The sequence below is a fragment of the Brevibacterium sp. CFH 10365 genome (assembly GCF_009299785.1).
GTDB classification, from domain to species: Bacteria; Actinomycetota; Actinomycetes; order Actinomycetales; family Brevibacteriaceae; genus Brevibacterium; species Brevibacterium limosum.
Window position 1 is genome coordinate 24,979 of the sequence record NZ_VIGO01000011.1, and the last position, 18,403, is coordinate 43,381.

The following is an 18,403-nucleotide window of genomic DNA, read 5'->3' on the forward strand; positions in this document are numbered from 1 at the left end:
GGCCTCAATCATCGATCAGGTTGATTCATGACTTCGGCGGTGGACCCACCACCACGAGGTCGAGTTCTGCCTGGGCCTTCTCGAATCCCGCGGCCGGGAAGTGCGGCTCTCCGCCCTCGACGTGGACGTACTCGTCGGTGGGGTCGTTCATGTACTCGAAGAACGGTTCGAACACCGGAGGCGTGAGCAGACCGAGCATATGCGTGTTGTTCGCGGCGAGGGAGAAGCTGTGGATCGTGCCCGCCGGCGCATGGAGAAAGTCACCGGGGGCGAGGACCACCTCTTCGCCGTTGGCATGGAGTCTGACCCGCCCGCCGAGGCAGAGGAAGTTCTCCGAATGCTCCTGGTGGAAGTGCAGCGGAATGTACGGTGCCTTGGCGCCCCTCGTGTCCATGGCGAAGAACCTGCCTCCGGTGTTGCGAGCGCGCACCGGGTAGGCGTTCATCTGTTCGAAGGTCTCGAAGCGATCGCCGTGCCCGGCCGCATTGACGAAGGGCACCTCACCGTCGGGCAGTTGATTGCCAGGGCGCTTCGCCTCGGCCCCGCCGGTCAAGGATTCCTCGCCCTCATGGATCGTGATGCCAAACCCATCGGTGAGTTCGCTGCGCAGCAGTTCGGAGACCGCCGAGGCGGGGCGTCTGGAGAAGATGTGCGATCCCGTCGATTCCCCGGCCTCGCTGGCCAAACGGTGCAGCCACTCCTCGGTGGAGTAGAGGAAGAGCGAGTTGAGCGTCGCCCCACCCGCGATCGAGAACCCCACTCCGGCCGGGATCGATGCCGAATCCCCACCGATGAGGCGATGGGTCCGTCCGTCGAAGGTCAGAGTCACCTCGCCCTCGATGACGTGGACGAACGAGTGCCCCGGCACCGACAGGGCCGGAGAGACCGACCCGCCGGGAAGAGCGATCCGATACAGCGAGAACTCCCCGCCGGTGTCCGCGTGCCGCGCCATCGTCGTCACGTGCCAGTCGCCGAGGTGGTGGCGCAGGCCTTCGCCCGAGGACAGCGTGAACGGGGCGAGCTCCCCGGGAAGTTCGTCACGCAGCAGAGCGGTCTTCTGGATGCTCTCCCAGTCGAATGCAGCAGTCATTGTCGGCCTTTCGTCGGTGGTGGAATGTGTGTTCGGCAGTGCCCGGTCAGTGCTTCGGCGCGCCGATATGGTGGGCGAAGAAGTCGCGGACGAGCGTGAAGGACGGGTGCCTCCCACCCGGATCGAAGTTGCCGCGGTTGTCGGCGGTGAAGGGAGTCTCGGGCTCGGCCTCGAGGCGGCCGTTGTCTAGTCGGATGCCGGGGCCGAGCTCGAGCACTTCTCCGGGGTTGAAGAATCCGTGGCCGAAGCCTTCGATGAGGTAGAGCAGGGACTCACCGCCGCGTGCACTCAGATATTCGTGGAGGCTGCGCGATTGATCAGCGGGCACCGCGGTGTCCGCGGTTCCGTGCAGGATGAAGAAGGGCGGCGGGTCGCTGAAGTCGAGGAGCACAGGGCTCGCCTGGCGGGCACGCTCACGCAGATCCTCGTATGCGGAAGCGGTGGGAGGAAGTCCGCCGAGGAGGTCCTCCTCGGGAGTGGCCGCGCGTCGTTCATCCGGCGCCGGCTCTGACTCCCGTCCTGGTTCGGCACCAGGGAACCCGGGCAGCAGAGCCGCGATATCCGCAGGGCCGTAGCCGTCGACGACGCAAGCGACCTCGGTGCTCAATTCCTCGTCGTCGGCCGAAATCGATTCCCCAGGAAGCCTCGGTGTGTGCGCACTCAGAGCCGTAAATGCGGCGATGTGCGACCCTGCCGAGGAACCCCACAGGCCGATCGACTTGCTGTCGAGGCCGAATTCGCCGGCATGTCCGCGCAGCCAACGGAGCGCTTGACGCAGGTCGAGGACTTGGGCCGGATGCGGATGCTCGGGCGCGAGGCGATAGTCGATGGAGACCATCGCGAAACCGGCGGAGCAGAAGTGCCGAGAGAAGTCAGGACGAGCTGTGCGATCCTGCAGCCTCCATCCGCCTCCGTGGACCCAGACGATGACGGGCCATCCTGTCTCCGGTTGCTGGCCGGTGGGAACGGCGAGGTCGAGGAGCAGCTCGGGGTGGGTTGGGTCGAATGCGATGGTGTGGGTCATGAGACCTCCCTATGATAGTCTGCGCCTCGCGGCGCTGAGTCGTCCGATCTGCTCGCTCGGTCTCCTGTCGTCGACATCCCGACCGCCGTCAGCAGTGCCGCGGCGAGAACGGTATCCGGTGACGTCCCGTCGTCGCCCGCACCGTCGTCACCCGCTCCGTCATCGTGCCCGTCGTCCGTCTTCGCAGAGGCCGACGCTGTGGCCGCAATGTGAAGGTCCGGCCTCACGAGCACGAGGTCCTCACCCCAGTGCTCACGCGCCGCGTGGGCATCTGGTCCAGACAAACGGACGACCCGCAGCGGGATCGAGTGCTCTCTGGCCGTGCGTTCGAGTATTTCGGTGGCGAGGTGTGCGGAAGCATCGCCGGTGACGAACACGGTGAATCCGCGCGCATCCGGGTACACGCTCGCTCCGCCGGCGAGGCGAAAGTGCGGAAGCAGGCATCCGGGCAGAGCCTGGGGCCGGTATTCGACGGCGTCGACGAAAGGAGTGGGACCAGGAGCGACGCGGGAGGTCCCGGCGTACTCGTATCCGAGGACGAGACCTTCGGAATGGAACTCGCTGTCCTTGACCGCCAATGCCTGGCGGATCCGTGCGCGCACCGCATCGCCCTGCGCACTCACCTCGTCGAGCTGCGGGTCGATGAAGTCGTAGGCGAGTGCCTTGCCGTTCGCCGCAGCGTCGGCGATCATTCGAGCCGCCACTGGACGGCGTTCCTCTTCGTAGCTGTCGAGGAGGCTCGGGTCCGCCCACCCTTCGTGGACGGCGATGAGCTTCCACGCGAGGTTCTCTGCATCGGAGATGCAGGTGTTGAACCCATGGCCGCCCCACGGCGGATTGAGATGGGCCGCATCTCCGACGAGGAAGACGCGACGGTCGCTCTCCGCGCCGCCGTAGGAGTCGGCGAGCAGCATCCGCGCGGTCCACGAATCGGTGGCGAGCACCTCGATGTCGACGTCAGAGCCGACCCCTGCCATCGTCCTGATCGCTGCGGCCACCTCGGCGGGGTCGTTGATGGGCTCGCAGCCCTGGAGGATGGCCCACCAGGTGCCGTCACGGTCGAGTTCGCCGATCATCCCGGAGATGGTCTCGCTGACGACCCACCACTGCACGGCCGGGGCGATGCTCACCTGTTCGCGCAGTCCCGCCGAGGTGAAGACGACGTTGAAGTTCGGGCGCGGGGCACTCGTTCCCTGAAAGGCGATGCCCAAGGATTTGCGCACTCGCGATGTTCCTCCATCAGCGCCGATGATCCACCTCGCTGCCAATACGACAGTGCCGGCTTCGTCATCATCGGCCGAGGCAACGCTGATCGTGGACGCCGACGGATCCGTGCCCAGTGCTCGCACTCCGGTGACGTAGGTGATGTGTTCGCTGCCGGCAGCTGCATCGCGCAGCACCTGCTCGACCTGAGGCTGAGGGATCTGCTGGCCGGCTTCCGGAGAGAGTTCGTAGTCGGCGTCGACGAGTTGGAACGCGTGGTGGAAGCGTCTCAGCTCGTGTCCCTTCAGGCTCGTGCAGAAGATGACGTCCTGCGAATAGGACACCGGCAGGGCAGCTGTCTCACGGACTCTTTCCGCCAGCCCGATGCCGGCCAGCAGCGACATAGTCCGCGCGTTCGTGGTCTTGGCACGTGGCCGCAGCTGATCGATTTCTGCTCGTGGTTCGATGACAACCGAGTCGATGCCGGCTGCCGCCAGGCGCAGGGCCAGATAGGTTCCGCTCGGGCCACCGCCGGCGATGGCGATGGTCGTTCGAGCGGGAACCTGGTTGAGCCCGTGGACGATGGTCACGAAGCGACTCCTTCAGCGGACGTGTTCTCTGCTGTCGGCGTCGATGCCGCTTTGTCACACAGCGGCATGGCGATGGCTGCAACTACGCCGAGCACGGCGGGGATTGCGAACCACATGGCCGCGGCTCCCGGTGAACCGCCGACGGTGGCGGCGACTGCACCATAGGTGGGCCCGGCGATGGCACCGAGGCGGCCGGCGGCGAGCGCCCAGCCGAGCCCGGTGGCACGGACCTCTGGCGGATAGTACTGGGCGATGTGATCGTTGATCATATTCTGTGTTCCCATTCCGCCGACACCGGCGAAGAAGATCGCCGCGAAGAGCAGGAGGTGGTTCTGGGTCATCGAAACAGCCAGCAGTGACAATGCGGCGATCGAGAACCCGAGGATGACCATATACTTCGGGGCCGACTGCTGTGCGATCCATGCGATGACCACGGTTCCGATGATGCATCCCACTGAGTAGATCGACAAGAACGCGATCGAGGACTGTGCGGCAAATCCGGCGCCCTGCATAATGACGGGAAGCCAGGTCGTGATGCCGAACATGGTCAGCATGCTGATTGCGCAGACGATCCAGAACAGCAGCGTCGGTACGAGCTGACGAGCGGTGAACAGTCGCGAGACCCCGGAGGCGCGGACACGACCAGCGGTCGCTGGTGCGGCCCTTGCTGCGAGGAATACTTCGGATTCGGGCAGCCACCGCCACACGGCGAGCAGCAGGATGAGTGAGAGTCCGCCCAGAGCGTAGACGGGTCGCACGCCGTGGTCGACGACGAGCGCGGTGGCTGTCAGCGCTCCCACGAGTGAGCCCACAGGCGGACCGGTGAGCACGGCTCCGACAGCGAGAGAGACCTTGCCCTTGGGCGCGGACTCATTCGCGATGGCCACGGCAGTGGGCAGGACCCCGCCAACTCCGATGCACGTGATGAACCTGAAGATCGCGAAGACCGTGAAGTTCGGGGCCAGAGCGCACAGGATCATGCCGACGCTGAAGATGCCGAGCGAGGTCATCAGCAGCCTCCGTCGACCCAACCTGTCGGTGAGGGTGCCCGCTGCCAGAGAGCCGAGCAGCATGCCGATGAGGGCGATGCTGCCGACGGTGCCGGCGAGGCTCTTGGTCACGCCCCAGTCGGGGTTGCCGAGGAAACCGGGCAGAGTGGCGCCGTAGACGTAGAGGTCGTATCCGTCGCAGAGGAGAGCGATCCAGCAGATGAGGAGGATCGCCCAGGTGGGGGTTCGCAGCTGTGTCATTGATCTTCGCCTTTGAAGTGGTGGTCATCGGTCAGGGTGGATGGAGAATGCCGCGGGCTCAGTTCGAACGCGCGATTATGCGGTTCCGCAGGGTGCCGAGCTTGTCGACCTCGACTTCGACGGTGTCGCCGGGGTGGAGGAGCCATTCTGGTTCTCGCGTGTAGCCGACTCCTTCGGGTGTGCCTGTGGCCAGGAGGTCGCCGGGCTGCAGAGTGAAAGTGCGCGAGATGAGGGACAGCGTCGAGGCGGGAGAGTAGACGATGTCTGATGTCTTGCCGTCCTGGACGGTCTCACCGTTGACTCGTGTTTGTACGCGCAGTCCGTCGGCAAGGCTGCCGACTTCGGATGCAGGGATGATCGGACCGAGCGGGCCCGAGTTGTCACCATTCTTCCCGAGGATCCACTGGGAGGTGAGCTTCTGTGCGATCCGGGAGGTGACGTCGTTGAATGTCGAGTAGCCGACGATCGCTTCCTGGGCTTCGTCCTCATCGGCCTCGGCGAGGGTGGCGCCGACGTACGCGACGATTTCGCCTTCCCAGTCGAGGCCGCGTTCGTTGGCGGGTACCGGGATTTCGGCGCCGTCGACGCTGAGACTGCGCGTCCAGCGCGCGAAGAGCGTCGGGTGTTCGGGGAAGGCTTCTTCCTTGAAGCTGCCTTCGGCGTGATGAGCACGATAGTTCAATCCGATGCAGATGACGCGCGCCTCGGGCAGCACGGGCGGAACGACCCGGTAGTCGGCGATGGGGACGATCTCACCGGAGGCTCCGTCGTCAGCAGCACCGGCCGCAGCGATGTGGTAGTCGGCATCTGACCAGAACTCGCGAAGCTCTGCGATGACCCGCGCCTCGGTCGCAGACACCCTGTCGGCAACGAAGGTGGTGTGGTCGGCTTCCAATCCGATGAGTTTCACTGCATCTCCTCGCAGAGTAAAGAACTTAAACATATGTATGTTTCATGTGGTTAAATAGAAATATGGCACAGATCACCGACGATGTCCAGAACTCCGCCGAGGCCCTTCTCCCCCGATCGAGCAGCAGTTCGCGTCCGCTCTCCCGCGGCGAACACCTTGCCGAATCGATCCGTGAGGCGATCCGCGAACGCGAGCTGAACGCAGGCGATTTCTTCGGCACCCTCGAGACCATCCGTGAGGAGACCGGTTTGGCTCGGACCACTGTCAGCGAGGCGGTCAAGCTGCTCCGCGATCGCGGTGTCCTTGTCGTCAAGCCGGGCCGGGGCGGCGGGCTCTTCGTGGCGAAGACGACCCCGATCGTGCGTCTGCGCCACACGCTCATGCGCGTCGACGGCGATCCGGCGTCGGCCGCGGACGCCATCGAACTGCGGGAATCGCTCGAGGAGCTCATCGCCGTCAAAGCCGCAATCCACCGTTCAGCGGCCGACTGCCGAGAACTCGAATCGATCCTCGCCCAGATGCGCGAGGCCGTGAGCTGGGACGACTTCATGCAGAGCAACTGGAAGCTCCACGCGGCGATCGCTGCGATCTGCCCGAACTCGATGGCCCGCCCCGTCTATGAGAGCACTTTGGGCTTCCTTTCCGGTGCCCATGCCGAGCAGGACGGAGAGGTCGATTCGAGCTACTGGGACACACGCGTGCGAGTGCATGAGAACCTCGTCAACGCCATAAGTTCAGGCGACCTCGAGGCCGTGCGCGCGGCCGTCGCCGCCCACGCTTCCTCGCGCAGCTGAGTGTCGGAGGAGAGACCAAGATGACCGATGAGAATCCCACCCCGTTCCGGCAATTCATGTACCCGCCGGGCCACCCGCGCATCGACGACCTCAAGGAGCTCGACGCCTACGAGTATCGGGAGGTCGCCAAGCAGCCGGGCACTTTCACCGGCGGCCTCATCGCCGGGTGGAAGCCGCTCTATCTCAACGACTTCACCGGCGTCACGGCCGACGGGCAGATCATCGAGGGGCTCTATCCCTTGGCTCCGGCAGAGCCGGGCGAGGAAGCGCCTGTCGAGGACATGCTCACAGCGGTCGGGGCGCTGTTCGCCGCCTGCTCTGCAGATGAGGTGGAGAAGCTGCGTTACCCGGTCGATGCGGTCGAGTGGCAGACCTGGGCCAATCCCGAGTTCATGCAGTTCGACACCGGCCTGCGGCTCGAGTTCACCTCGGAGGCGGTGCGGCAGGCCGCTTTGGACCTCGTCCGGGCGAGCTTGAGCAAGGAGGGCTTCGAACTCACCCATGCGATGATGCTCATCAACGGATTCCTCGGCGAGGTCGTGGGTCTGGAGAACATCCTCGGGGAGTTCTCATACAACTTCGCCGTCTACGGCACTCCCGATGTCAGGGCTCCCTGGGGCTGGCAGCTCTATGGCCATCATTGTGCCGTCAACTGCCTCGTCGTCGAGGGCCGGATGACGATAGCCCCGGTGTTCCACGGCGCTGAGCCGAACGAGATCGACGCGGGGCCGCACGCCGGCCTGCGATCCTTCGACGATCGCGTCGACGCAGGCACTGACCTCATGGCGCTGCTGAGCGAGGAACAGCGCGCCGAGGCGGTCGTGTACGAACAGATCATCGATCCCGCAATGCCCGACGGGCGCATCCATCCCGGCGATGAGCGCCATCTTGCCGGAGCGTTCCAGGACAACCGGGTCATCCCCTATGAGGGGGTGCAGGTGGGCACACTGGATACTCGGGCGCAGGAGGCCGTCGTCGACCTCGTCGCGACCTTCCTCAACATCCTGCCCGTGGGGCCGCGACGTACGAAGGTGCGAGAAGTCAGGGAACACCTGAACGAGTCGTATTTCAGTTGGATCGGTGGGACCGAGCCGGGAGATGTGTTCTACTACCGATTCCAATCACCGGTGCTCATCGTCGAACTCGACCACCACTGCGGAGTGTTCCTCGACTACGACGTCCCCCAGCGCTTCCATGTGCACACGCTCATGCGCGTGCCCAACGGCAACGACTACGGCCGCGCCTGGGTTCGCCAATGGCAGCGTCGAACCGACGGCCAAGTCGAAAGCAACACCCGCTGAGCACACTCAGAGGGTGAAGTCGGGGTCGTAAGCTGACACCAGAACCCGGTCCGAAAGGAACATCGCCAACTATGAACACGATGAAGATCGCCGTCATCGGCGGAGGAATCGCTGGTGTCACCACCGCCTACGGGCTGGCGCGACGGGGCGCGGCCGTCACCCTGATCGACGATGCCGCATCGGGTCAGGCGACAGCTGCCAGCGCCGGGATCATCGCTCCCTGGGTATCTTCCTCGAGCGGTGCCTTCTACGAAGCGTACTCAGCTGGAGGCAACTACTATCCGGAGTTCCTCGCTGGGCTCCATGACCTGGGGATCCCCGAATTGGGGTACAGGCGATCCGGCGCCCTGATGGTCTCGCGAGACGATGCAGAACTCGACGCCGTCGAAGACCGGATAGCCCGGCGCGTTGCTGAGTCCGGTTCCGTCGCAGGAACGCTGGAGCGCGTCGACCGCACACAGGTCAACGAACTGTTTCCAGCCCTCTCCCCCGACCTGAAGGGCTTGTACGTCTCCGGCGGCGGACGGGTCGACGGCCGCGTTCTCAGAAATGCGACGTTGAGTGCCGCAGTCACTCTCGGGGCGGGGCACCGTGAGGACGCAGTGATCGCGATCAATCCACTCGGCGACACCGGATGGCGAGTGCAGACGATGCGCGGACCGATCGGCGTTGACTCTGTCGTCGTGGCAGCAGGGGCAAGGACGCCAGAGCTGCTGCTCCCCCTCGATGTGAGCTGCCCAGTGAGCCCGCAACGCGGACAGATCACCCATCTGAATCTTCGTGGAGTGAACACTTCACAATGGCCGACGGTCCACCCTTTCACACCCAACTACATGACCCCGTTCGATAATGGCAGGATTGCAGTCGGCGCAACCCGCGAGACCGGGAGCGGTTACGATCCCCGCGTCACCGCCGCAGGACAGATGCAGGTCCTCCAGGACGCACTGAGCCTGGCGCCTGGACTGGCCGATGCCACTGTCATCGAGACCCGGGTCGGCATCCGCCCTATGGGCGAAGACAACCTGCCGATCGCCGGAGAGGTGCCAGGCAGATCAGGCCTATGGACTATGACGGGTTACGGAGCGGGCGGGTTGACGCTCGGGCCGCTGCTGGGCGATGCCGTCGCCCGCAGCATTCTCGGAGATCCCGCGCCGGAACTGACTGCATTTCCCACAGCCATGCCGATGTGACGGTGCCCTCCGGTTGACCGACTTGTAGGTGTGAGCGTAAAGGTGCGGTCCAGTCGGCGCACCACCGCCGGCTACCAATCCTCAGCCCTTGGACATCACAAAAACTGTCACCGAGCTCCCGGTCAGGTCAATCTGCAGCGTCCCATCCCTTCAGCGCCACTCTGTGCGGGCGAGGTACTCGAACCGGCCGAGGCATTAGCGGAAGAACTCGAAGCCGTCCGCTCCTCCCCACTAGACGGAACATTCTCAGGCAACGGATTCGCCAGCAAGAGCTGCGTAGCGCTCCTGACATCATTCGACGCCGCGAACACATGCCTCGCCTCCCCGACGGTGAAGCAGCCCTCGGGCATCGACAGCGTCACGGGATTGCATCCGACCTTCGCAGCGTCATTCGCGTTTATCACCGTTGTCACGAGTGTGCAGCCGTCGTTCTTGACCACGGTGTAGGCGCTCATGTTCCCACGCCCAGAGACCGCCGTTCGAGTGAACCCGCCGAGGCTGGACACAAGCAGCCGCAGCCCGAGCATGTTCGGACGCACCTGGAACCCATTCGACTGTTGCCTGCCCGTGGTGTTTCGTCTCCGCTGGCCGAGGTGGTCCCACCCGACCGTCACTGCGCGACGTATCCGCCGTCGACCGACCAGGTGGCGGCGTTGACGAATGGCGCGGCGTCCGAGGCGAGGAAGCAGACCACCTCGGCGACCTCCTCGGGAGTGCCCAGACGACAATTTGGCATGCGCTCGATCATCTTCTCGCGCACGGATTTATCCAGCCCGGCGACGAGCGGGGTATCGACATAACCCGGGGCCACTGCGTTGACTCGGATTCCGTCCTGCGCATACGTCAGCCCGGTGGAGCGGACCAGATTGACGATCGCCGCCTTCGACGCCGAATAGGAAGTCGACCGGGCCTGACCGACCAGCCCGAGGATCGACGCCACGGCCACGATCGACCCGGAACCGACTGACCTCATATACCGCAGCGCATGCTTGAAGCACAGTGCGGTGCCCGTGAGATTGATGTCGATGATCTGCCGCCACCGGGCAACGTCGAGGTCATCGATCGGCGCCTTCGGCTCCGCGATCCCCGCATTCGCAACGAGGATGTCGAGCCCACCGAAGGTTGTCGACGCGTGGTCCATGAGCGCCTCAACATCCTCCTCACTCGAGGCATCGGTCGGAATCGCGGCAACTTGCAGGCCGTCCGCTGCCAGGTCATCCGCACGTTGCTGGGCCTGCTCGGAGATGTCACCGATCATCACCTTCGCGCCTCGGCGAGCGAGCATCTCCGCGATTGCCGCGCCGATCCCCGAGGCGGCCCCGGTGACGACAGCGGTGCGCCCTTCAAACGTCTGTGTGCTCTCTGGGGCGACCTCCGTCGCCAGTCCCGCTGCGGTCACGACCGCACCTGCTCGGCACGTGCAGCGGCACTCCGGCCGCCGGTCACAGCTGCGAGATCGGCGATGTCACGACCCATCCGGTAACCGAAGACAAGCGCGGGACCGATATGAGACCCATAGCCGGGGTAGCCTCCACCGAAGGCCGACACCGCCGAGGCGCCCACAGAGTACAGTCCGGGAATCGTCGTTCCGTCTTCGCGGACAACACCCGAATGCGCATCCGTCTGCAGCCCGGCGAAGGACCCGAGGTCACCCATCTGCACCTTCGCCGCATAGTAGGGAGCCTTATCCAGCGCAGCCAGATTGGGATTCGGCTTGTGCTCGGGGTCGCCCCGGAAATGGTTGTAAGCCGTCGACCCGCGCCCGAATTCAGGATCCTCGCCGACCCGAGCCCCTTCGTTGAAGCTCTCCACCGTGCTCCGCAGGTTCTCGGCAGTCACTCCGAGTTTCCCGGCCAGCTCCTCAAGGCTGCCACCGCGAATGAGGTATCCGGTGTCGTAGAAGTACTTGCGGGGGATCGGCCAGGGCTTGGCATAGCCGATCCCGTATTTGTGCATGCATTTCTCGTCGGCGATCACCCAGGCCTCGGTGTGGCGAGCGCCCTTCTCGTGTTCGAGCATCGCTCGGCCGAAGTCGTGGTAGCTCAGTGCCTCGTTGCCGAAGCGTCTGCCCTCGGAGTCGACGGTGATCATGCCCGGCAGACCGATCTGCCGCAGGTGCGGGAACAGCCGCTGTCTCCCGTCCAGGTGCTTGAACACAGTCACCGGAGCCCACGAACCCGGAGTGAAGACATCGTTGTTGATGTAGCCCCCGGCGCTGATGGCCATTTCCGCCGACGTCCCATTGTGTCCCTGCGTCGGGGTGAAGTGGTTGTCACCGTTCGGGTCATGGGGGAAGTACTTCGTCCGTAGCGCCTCGTTGCCGGTGAATCCGCCTCCGGCGAGCACTACACCGAGGCGAGCGCGTACAGTGCCCGCATTCTTGCCCGACAGCTCCGCACCGATCACCTCGCCGTTCTCTTCTTGGATGAGGCAATCTACAGGGGTCGAGGTCCAGATCCGCACCCCGAGCTTGAGCGCCGAAGCAACCATCCGGGTGATCAGCGCCGAACCGTTCGTCCGCTTCAGCGGCTGCTGGGACACGGCCTTGTCGGCCCACGTCTTCAGCAGCTTGCGGGCGACATAGGTGAACGACTTCACCGTCTGGTTCGCGTGGAAGAACTCGTTGAGGTCCGGCCCGACCTGAGGCATGTAGCCGAACACCGTATAGGACGACAGATACGGTTGCAGCTCCTTGCGCCGGTCCCCCAGCATCCGCACGTCCGCATCGTCGGGGAGGATGGCGCGGCCTCCGATGCGAGCTCCGGGAAGGTCCATCTGATAGTCAGGGGCCTTTTCCGGGTAGACGAAGTTGACCTCGGTGTTGTCCTCGAAGAACGTGATCGCCTCGGGCACGGTGTCGAGGAAGTCAGAAACCCGTGACGAGTCGAAGGTGTCCGGGGACAATGCCCGCAAATAGGTTTCAGCTTCTTCGCGAGTATCCTCGGTGCGTTCCGCTCCCTTGGGGTTGCCGGGCACCCAGGCCCATCCCGCCGAGATCGCGGTGGTCCCGCCGAAGTGCGGTGCCTGTTCGGCGACGATGACATTGAGACCCTGGTGGGCCGCGGTGATCGCGGTGGCCAGGCCCGAGGCTCCGGAGCCGACGACGAGGACGTCGCAGATCGCATCGGCACCGTCGATGAGGTCGCGGTGGGAGGTGGAAGTCATGGAGTGAGTTCTCCTTCTGTGTTGCTTGTGACGGATCAGAGGGTTGCGGCCGGGGCCGGAACGGGACGGTCGTCCCATTGGCCGGTGGCGCGCAGGTAGGGCTCGCCGAGGCGGTCGATCGGAACGTGCGCCGTTTCCCTGGCGCTGATGCAGGCGACGAGGGCGATCGCCGAGCAGATCGCACCGAAGACGGCCACAGGAATCCACCCGTGCACACCTTCGCCCATCATCATTCCGGCGATCGAGGGACCGAACCCTGCAACGACGAGGCCGAGCTGGTTGCCCATGGCCATGCCGGAATAGCGGACGGGGGTGGCGAAGAGCTCCCCGAAATACGAGGTCCAGATGCCGTTGAAGATCGAGTACATGATCGTCATGAACGCGAACGAAGCGAGGGCGACGAGCCAGATGCTGCCCGAGCTCAGCGCCATGAAGTAGAGGAAGAAGGCCACCGCAGTACCGATGATGGATGCGATCAGCAGAGGGCGGCGTCCCCATCGGTCGCTCAGCGCCCCGGCGAGAGGCATGACGAGCATCGAGAGCCCGATGGAGACGGCGTTGATCGTGAGGATCTGCGCCTGCTCGAATTGCCCTGTGGTCGTCGCGTAGGAGAGACCGAAGACGGTGAAGAGCGTCTGCATCACCATGAAGATCGACATTCCCACAACCCGCAGAACGTCGAATCCCTGGTAGCGAAGCACGTCCTTGGCCGGGAGCTTCTTGACCGCGCCCTCTTCCTGCTTCGCTTCGAATTCGGGAGTCTCGTCGAGGCGACGACGGATCCAGAACGCGATGACGAGGACAACTGCCGAGAGCCAGAACGGAACCCTCCACCCCCACGTCATCATTGCTTCTTCGGGCAGTGCCGTGACCGGGATGAACACGATAGTGGAGAGCACCATGCCGGCGGCGTAGCCGTTCATGACGAAGGAGGTGAAGAAACCGCGGCGGCCTTCGGGCGAGTGTTCGATGGTCAGGGATGAGGCGCCAGAGGATTCCGCTCCGGCGGAGAAGCCCTGCGCCAATCGGCAGACGACGAGGAGGATGGGAGCGATGATGCCCACAGTCCCGTAGGTCGGCAGCAGTCCCACTCCGAGTGAGGCCAACCCCATAATGAGCAGAACCACGAGGAGAACGTTGCGTCGTCCGAGACGGTCACCGAAGTGCCCGAGAACAAGACCGCCGAGCGGACGGGCCACATACGCGACACCGAACGTGGCGAACGCGGCCACGGTACCAATAGCCGGGTCCTCCGTGGGGAAGAACAGCTTGGGAAAGACCAGCGCGGCCGCGGTCCCGTAGATGAAGAAATCGTAGTATTCCATGGTCGATCCCATGAAGGCAGCCAGCGCCGCCTTACCCGGGGTCTTGCGCACTTCCACTTCGGCGTAAGCATCGCGTGAGAGGGACTTGGTCATGAGGTATCGCCTTTCGGCATCAGAGCTCGAAGTCCACGTAGGCCAGCTGCTCGACGTTGGGCAGCGAGAACGGCTTGATGGCTTCATGAGCTGGATGGGAGTTGTAGACGTCGATGTCTTCTTTGGCAGCGAAATCGGCAATGATCACGTGGTCCCATGACTTCGCGGTGTGCAGAACATCGGGACCGTGGCTGAGGGAGATGAGGCCTGGGACCTCGTCGGGCAGTCGTTCGAGACCGGCGACCCATTGCTCCCGGATCTCGTCGGTGAAGGTCGGCTTCCAGCGGAACATGACGATATGTCGGATCATCCGGCGACCGCCTCGGCGAGGTGCTTATTCCGGACAGCAGGAGCGCGGTACGCGGCAGCCTGCCCTGTCATCGTCCGGCCCGCCAGGTAGGCCATGGTCATGAGCGGTCCGAGCGTGGCCCCGGCGCCGGGGTATCCGGCGGCATAGGGTGATTCGGTGACGTTGCCGGCGGCGAAGAGACCCGGGATCGGTGCGTGGTCGGGATCGAGTACGCGACCATTGCCGTCGGTGGCGAGGCCGCCGCAGGTGCCGAAGGCTCCATTGACGACGGACATCGCGTAATACGGTCCGCGCTCGAGCGGCGCCAGTGACGGGTTCGGCCACGCGTTGTCGTGGTCGCCCCAGTACCGATCGTAGGCGGATTCGCCGCGCCCGAAGTCCTCGTCGATGCCGCGTTCGGCCTGGCCGTTGAATCGGGTGACCGTGGACTCGAGGTTCTCGGTCGGCACGTCGAGCGCCTCGGCGAGACCAGCGAGAGTGTCCGCGACAGTGAGGTAGTCGGGCAGCGGGTCACCGGCTCGGTGATCAAGCACTCCGTAGCGGTCGAGGTAGGACTGGTCGAAGACGACGTAGGCGGGGGTGCTGAGGGTCTGGTTGTTCGCGGAGTCCCAGGACTGGAGGACGCGGGCCAGATCGTTGTAGTTCTGGGATTCGTTGGCGAATCGCTTGCCATGCCGGTTGATCATGATCGATCCCGGCCCTTGCCGTTCGAACCGCAGCAGTGTCCCCACGGGGTCGCCATCGCGCAAGGTGCCGGTCACGGACATCGGCGCCCACCAGGCTTCGCGGGTGCCGCGGACGGTGGCGCCGATGCGCTGGGCCATCTTCAGTCCGTCGCCGGTGTTGGTCGGCGGTGAGCACTGCGTGTACAGGCGGGAGGCCAGCAGCGAGTCGGCAAGGCCTTTGTCCCATTCGAATCCGCCGGTTCCCAGCATCACGCCCGATTTCGCGGTGTAGGCGGTTCCGTCGTCGAGGACGACCCCGGTGACGCGTCCGCCCTCGGTAGTCAGACGATCGACTCTGGCGTCGGCGGCAAAGGTGACACCACGGTGGGCGCAGGCGGTCATAAGCATGGAGACAAGCGCGTGGCCTTTGGCCGCGAAACCCTGCTCCCTACGCCGTTCGAGTTCGTCCCAGGGGAATCGTGTGAAGGCTCCCCACCGTTCGTACTCCTGCATGCTGAATGGCAGACGGCCATCGGTGCGGATGTGATCGAACAGTTCGCCAAGATTCTCCCGGGCGTTGAAGAGTCCCGGTTCGATGGTTCGTCCTCCCGCGGCCGCGCCAGGCAGGTCCTGCCGATAGTCGGGGAAATCGTCAAGGAACAGGAACTCCAGTCCCAGTTCGGTTTCAGCGAAGCGGAGCATATCGACTCCGTGATTGAGCGCCGCGTCGAGCAGCTCCGATCGTCCGCGTCCGCGGGCGACCGCCTCGGTGTAGGTGCGGCCCGCGCTGATGGAATCGGTGATTCCGGCTTCTCGGGCGTAGTCGTTGGCGACGATCCACAGCATTCCGCCGGAGACCGCCGATGTTCCGCCGAGGAGGTTCGACTTCTCGAGGACGAGAACCTCGAGTCCCTCGTCAGCGGCCGTTGCCGCCGCGGTCAGTGAGCTGGCTCCGGATCCTACGACGACGACGTCGTAGTCGTGGGTGTCTGAATGATGCGCGTTATCTGCGTTGAGTATTCGCATTGTGCCTCCACTCCTCTCTGATGTGGGCTTGGGGACAGATTTGTCGACATCGGCGAGCCACGGCAGAGGTTGTTCCGTTGAACGAAGCGCGGTGTTCAATTCATCGATACGGCACCGATCAGGGCAATCCCGCTCGAAAGCGGAGGAGGCGGTGCCTCGAATCAGGCGCCGAGGCGGCCGCAGAGTTCACCCCATCAGTCGGCGGACCCGGTGTGAGTCAAGGACAACGCCGAGGCGTCGGCTGGTCGCGCGGGAGGCGAATCGCAGCTGCGGGACGATCACGTTGAGGTCCTCTTCTCCGCGGTGGCGAATGACTGTCAGTGCGGCGATGACCTCTCCCCCGCGACCATAGACCGGCACGGAGATGCCGCTGGATTCGGGAACGATAATGCCTTCCATGGCCGCGTAGCCCTGTTGGCGGATGCGGGCGAAGAGTGAGCGCAGCTCGTGGGGATCGGTAATGGTATTTTCGGTGAGTTTGTCGAGCCGACGGCGGAGCATGAGCTCCTGCTGTTCTGTGGGCCCGAATGCGGTGAGCATCAGCCCGGCGGAACAGGCGTGGGCGGGAAGGCGGCCGGCCACCTCGGTGATATTGACGACGAATTCATCGGGAGCGAGCCGTTCGACATAGAGCGCATCAGTTCCGTCGAGCACCGACAGCGAAATGTGCACCTGGAGCGCTTGGACGACGTCTTCCATCGGCGGCAACGCCGCCTTGCGGAGGTCAGAGGCCTCAGCGCCTCGAGAGGCGATTTCCCATAGTCGGTTGCCGTGCGTCCAACGACCCGATTGGTCGCGGCTGACAAGACCCTCGACTTCAAGCTCGTTGAGGATCCTGTGGACCGTACTCACCGGCAGATCGGCTTCACGAGCTATTTCACGTAAGCCCCGGCTCTGAGCTCTCGGGCCGAACACGGAGAGGATCCGTACGGCACGATGGATGACCGATTCTCCCGATGACGAGTTCGCCACTGACACCTCCATTGGTTGAGCCAAGATTAATTGAACCCGACAGGCTCTCACGATCCGTTTCGTGATCCGTTGAACGGAACGCTCGCATGGATGAGGGCCGCCCCGTATCTAGCCTGTGACCATGACTGATTCTCTCAACGCCATTTCCCCGGCCGGACGCGTTTCCGGCAAAGTCGTCTTCATCTCCGGAGCCGCCCAGGGCATGGGTGCTTCTCACGCCCGGGTGCTCGCGTCCGAGGGCGCCAAGGTCGTCATCGGTGACCTACAGGAGTCAGCCGCCGAGTCGCTTGCCATCGAAATCAATGAGTCTGAAGGACGCACGGCCGCAGCCAGCGTCCGACTCGATGTCACCGATCTCGAGTCGTGGCAGCTCGCGATCGAGACCTCCGTGACAGCATTCGGACGCCTCGATGTGCTCGTCAACAACGCGGGTATATATACGCCGGGCTCGGTGCTCGACGCCGAGGTCGATGACTGGCACAGGACGATCGATATCGATCTCACCGGCACGTTCTACGGGATGAAAGTCGCCACTGCAGAGCTGAAGGAGCAGTCCACAGCGTCGATCATCAACATCTCATCCATCGCCGGCCTCGTCGGGTTCAAGCACCGGGCTGCCTATGCCGCAGCAAAGTGGGGCGTCCAAGGTCTCACGAAGACGTCCGCGCTGGACCTGGGCGAATACGGAATCCGTGTGAATTCGATCCATCCGGGATCGGTGAGCACTCCGCTGACAGCGGGGCTTAAACGAGGACTAGGACAGGTGCCGGCAGGACGGGCCGCCGAAGTTGAGGAGATCAGCAGTCTCGTTCTATATCTGGCCAGTGATGAGGCCCGGTTCGTCAACGGAGCGGCGATCGCCATCGACGGCGGCGAGACCGCCGGGAACAACCTCCGTGCCGACTCATAGAACCTCACCCACTCACTGCGGTTAAGCGCAGACTCGGTGGTTCCCGAGAGACGTCACTCCACCGCCGGTCTGCAGTCGCACCGCCCCGAGCTGCTCGACGGAATGGGCGTCATCGTCGGCATCGACAAGTTCATGTCCGAGCGCCGCGCACTGACGAACTTCACCGGCAACGCCGTAGCCATCCTGCTCATCGGCAAGTGGACGAACGAGATCGACCTCGACGTCGCCCGCGCCACCCTGTCGGGCCAGAACCCGTTCGACGAGCTCTCACTCGAACCGGACGTCCACGGCACGTCGACCAGCACCGAGGCGGCTCGCCCCGCCGACGGCAAAAAGGTCGCCGTGAGCTGACCTGCGGTCGCTCCCGCTCCACAACCACCACAGATGCCGATGTCCTCATCGTGAGGACGCCGGCACCCGTGGTGTTTCGTCTCCCCTCGCCGAAGCGGCTGACGCTGATTTTGTTTACAGCAGAGCCGTTAATAATAGGATCGGAAATCGCCATACTCGAGTCTTCGGAAGAATCTCGGTGATGCCGGGAGTGCCAAGGCGGCTCAAGCGAAGAATACGATTGCCGGATCACCT

Annotated in this window: 15 protein-coding genes and 2 pseudogenes; 5 read left to right on the plus strand and 12 right to left on the minus strand. The window is 64.2% G+C overall.

The features are described 5' to 3' along the window. Positions 1–25: 25 nt before the first annotated feature. From FHG09_RS18030 to FHG09_RS18050, 5 genes are read right to left on the minus strand one after another with little or no spacing between them, the layout of a single operon-like run. On the minus strand, positions 26–1,090 hold the full coding sequence (locus FHG09_RS18030) for a cupin domain-containing protein (RefSeq protein WP_152349028.1): 1,065 nt from the start codon (positions 1,088–1,090) through the stop codon (positions 26–28). 46 nt (positions 1,091–1,136) lie between these two features. Further along, complete coding sequence (locus FHG09_RS18035; protein WP_152349029.1) at positions 1,137–2,114, minus strand: alpha/beta hydrolase; 978 nt, start codon at positions 2,112–2,114, stop codon at positions 1,137–1,139. Next, positions 2,111–3,907, minus strand: coding sequence for an FAD-dependent monooxygenase (locus tag FHG09_RS18040; protein ID WP_152349030.1), 1,797 nt, complete (start codon positions 3,905–3,907; stop codon positions 2,111–2,113). The genes FHG09_RS18035 and FHG09_RS18040 overlap by 4 nt, the downstream gene beginning before the upstream one ends. Further along, positions 3,904–5,157 carry an MFS transporter gene (locus tag FHG09_RS18045; protein ID WP_152349031.1) on the minus strand — a complete coding sequence of 418 codons (1,254 nt, stop codon included), beginning with the start codon at positions 5,155–5,157 and terminating at the stop codon, positions 3,904–3,906. The genes FHG09_RS18040 and FHG09_RS18045 overlap by 4 nt, the downstream gene beginning before the upstream one ends. 58 nt (positions 5,158–5,215) lie before the next feature. Further along, complete coding sequence (locus FHG09_RS18050) at positions 5,216–6,067, minus strand: fumarylacetoacetate hydrolase family protein (protein WP_227492858.1); 852 nt, start codon at positions 6,065–6,067, stop codon at positions 5,216–5,218. A gap of 62 nt (positions 6,068–6,129) precedes the next feature. Between FHG09_RS18050 and FHG09_RS18055 the strand changes: the two genes are divergently transcribed. The 3 genes from FHG09_RS18055 to FHG09_RS18065 all read left to right on the plus strand — a co-directional run bounded on the left by FHG09_RS18055 (position 6,130) and on the right by FHG09_RS18065 (position 9,352). Continuing rightward, positions 6,130–6,861, plus strand: a complete 732-nt coding sequence (locus FHG09_RS18055) for a FadR/GntR family transcriptional regulator (protein ID WP_152349033.1) — start codon at positions 6,130–6,132, stop codon at positions 6,859–6,861. Between the two features lie 20 nt (positions 6,862–6,881). Further along, positions 6,882–8,162, plus strand: coding sequence for a DUF3500 domain-containing protein (locus tag FHG09_RS18060; RefSeq protein ID WP_152349034.1), 1,281 nt, complete (start codon positions 6,882–6,884; stop codon positions 8,160–8,162). Between the two features lie 71 nt (positions 8,163–8,233). Then, complete coding sequence (locus FHG09_RS18065; RefSeq protein WP_227492859.1) at positions 8,234–9,352, plus strand: NAD(P)/FAD-dependent oxidoreductase; 1,119 nt, start codon at positions 8,234–8,236, stop codon at positions 9,350–9,352. A gap of 610 nt (positions 9,353–9,962) precedes the next feature. Here the strand turns inward: FHG09_RS18065 and FHG09_RS18075 are convergent. The 7 genes and pseudogenes from FHG09_RS18075 to FHG09_RS20400 form a co-directional block, all read right to left on the minus strand. Next, positions 9,963–10,751, minus strand: coding sequence for an SDR family NAD(P)-dependent oxidoreductase (locus FHG09_RS18075; RefSeq protein ID WP_227492860.1), 789 nt, complete (start codon positions 10,749–10,751; stop codon positions 9,963–9,965). Next, the gene (locus FHG09_RS18080) at positions 10,748–12,517 is read right to left on the minus strand and encodes an FAD-dependent oxidoreductase (RefSeq protein ID WP_152349035.1); all 1,770 of its coding nucleotides are present in this window, start codon (positions 12,515–12,517) and stop codon (positions 10,748–10,750) included. The genes FHG09_RS18075 and FHG09_RS18080 overlap by 4 nt, the downstream gene beginning before the upstream one ends. A gap of 35 nt (positions 12,518–12,552) precedes the next feature. Beyond that, the gene (locus FHG09_RS18085; RefSeq protein WP_193627436.1) at positions 12,553–13,935 is read right to left on the minus strand and encodes an MFS transporter; all 1,383 of its coding nucleotides are present in this window, start codon (positions 13,933–13,935) and stop codon (positions 12,553–12,555) included. 19 nt (positions 13,936–13,954) lie between these two features. Beyond that, positions 13,955–14,245: a Dabb family protein gene (locus FHG09_RS18090; RefSeq protein ID WP_152349036.1), complete on the minus strand. Its 291-nt coding sequence runs from the start codon at positions 14,243–14,245 to the stop codon at positions 13,955–13,957. Next, on the minus strand, positions 14,242–15,936 hold the full coding sequence (locus FHG09_RS18095; RefSeq protein ID WP_152349037.1) for an FAD-dependent oxidoreductase: 1,695 nt from the start codon (positions 15,934–15,936) through the stop codon (positions 14,242–14,244). The genes FHG09_RS18090 and FHG09_RS18095 overlap by 4 nt, the downstream gene beginning before the upstream one ends. A 186-nt stretch (positions 15,937–16,122) precedes the next feature. Continuing rightward, complete coding sequence (locus FHG09_RS18100; protein WP_227492867.1) at positions 16,123–16,635, minus strand: IclR family transcriptional regulator; 513 nt, start codon at positions 16,633–16,635, stop codon at positions 16,123–16,125. A gap of 105 nt (positions 16,636–16,740) precedes the next feature. Beyond that, positions 16,741–16,920: pseudogene (locus tag FHG09_RS20400) on the minus strand (helix-turn-helix domain-containing protein); the annotation flags it as partial. A 109-nt stretch (positions 16,921–17,029) separates the two neighbouring features. Here FHG09_RS20400 and FHG09_RS18105 point away from each other — a divergent pair. Together FHG09_RS18105 and FHG09_RS18110 are read left to right on the plus strand one after the other, a co-directional pair. Next, positions 17,030–17,818 carry an SDR family oxidoreductase gene (locus tag FHG09_RS18105; protein WP_152349039.1) on the plus strand — a complete coding sequence of 263 codons (789 nt, stop codon included), beginning with the start codon at positions 17,030–17,032 and terminating at the stop codon, positions 17,816–17,818. Between the two features lie 63 nt (positions 17,819–17,881). Beyond that, positions 17,882–18,169 (plus strand): annotated as a pseudogene (locus FHG09_RS18110) (C4-dicarboxylate transporter DctA); the annotation flags it as partial. Positions 18,170–18,403 lie beyond the last annotated feature (234 nt).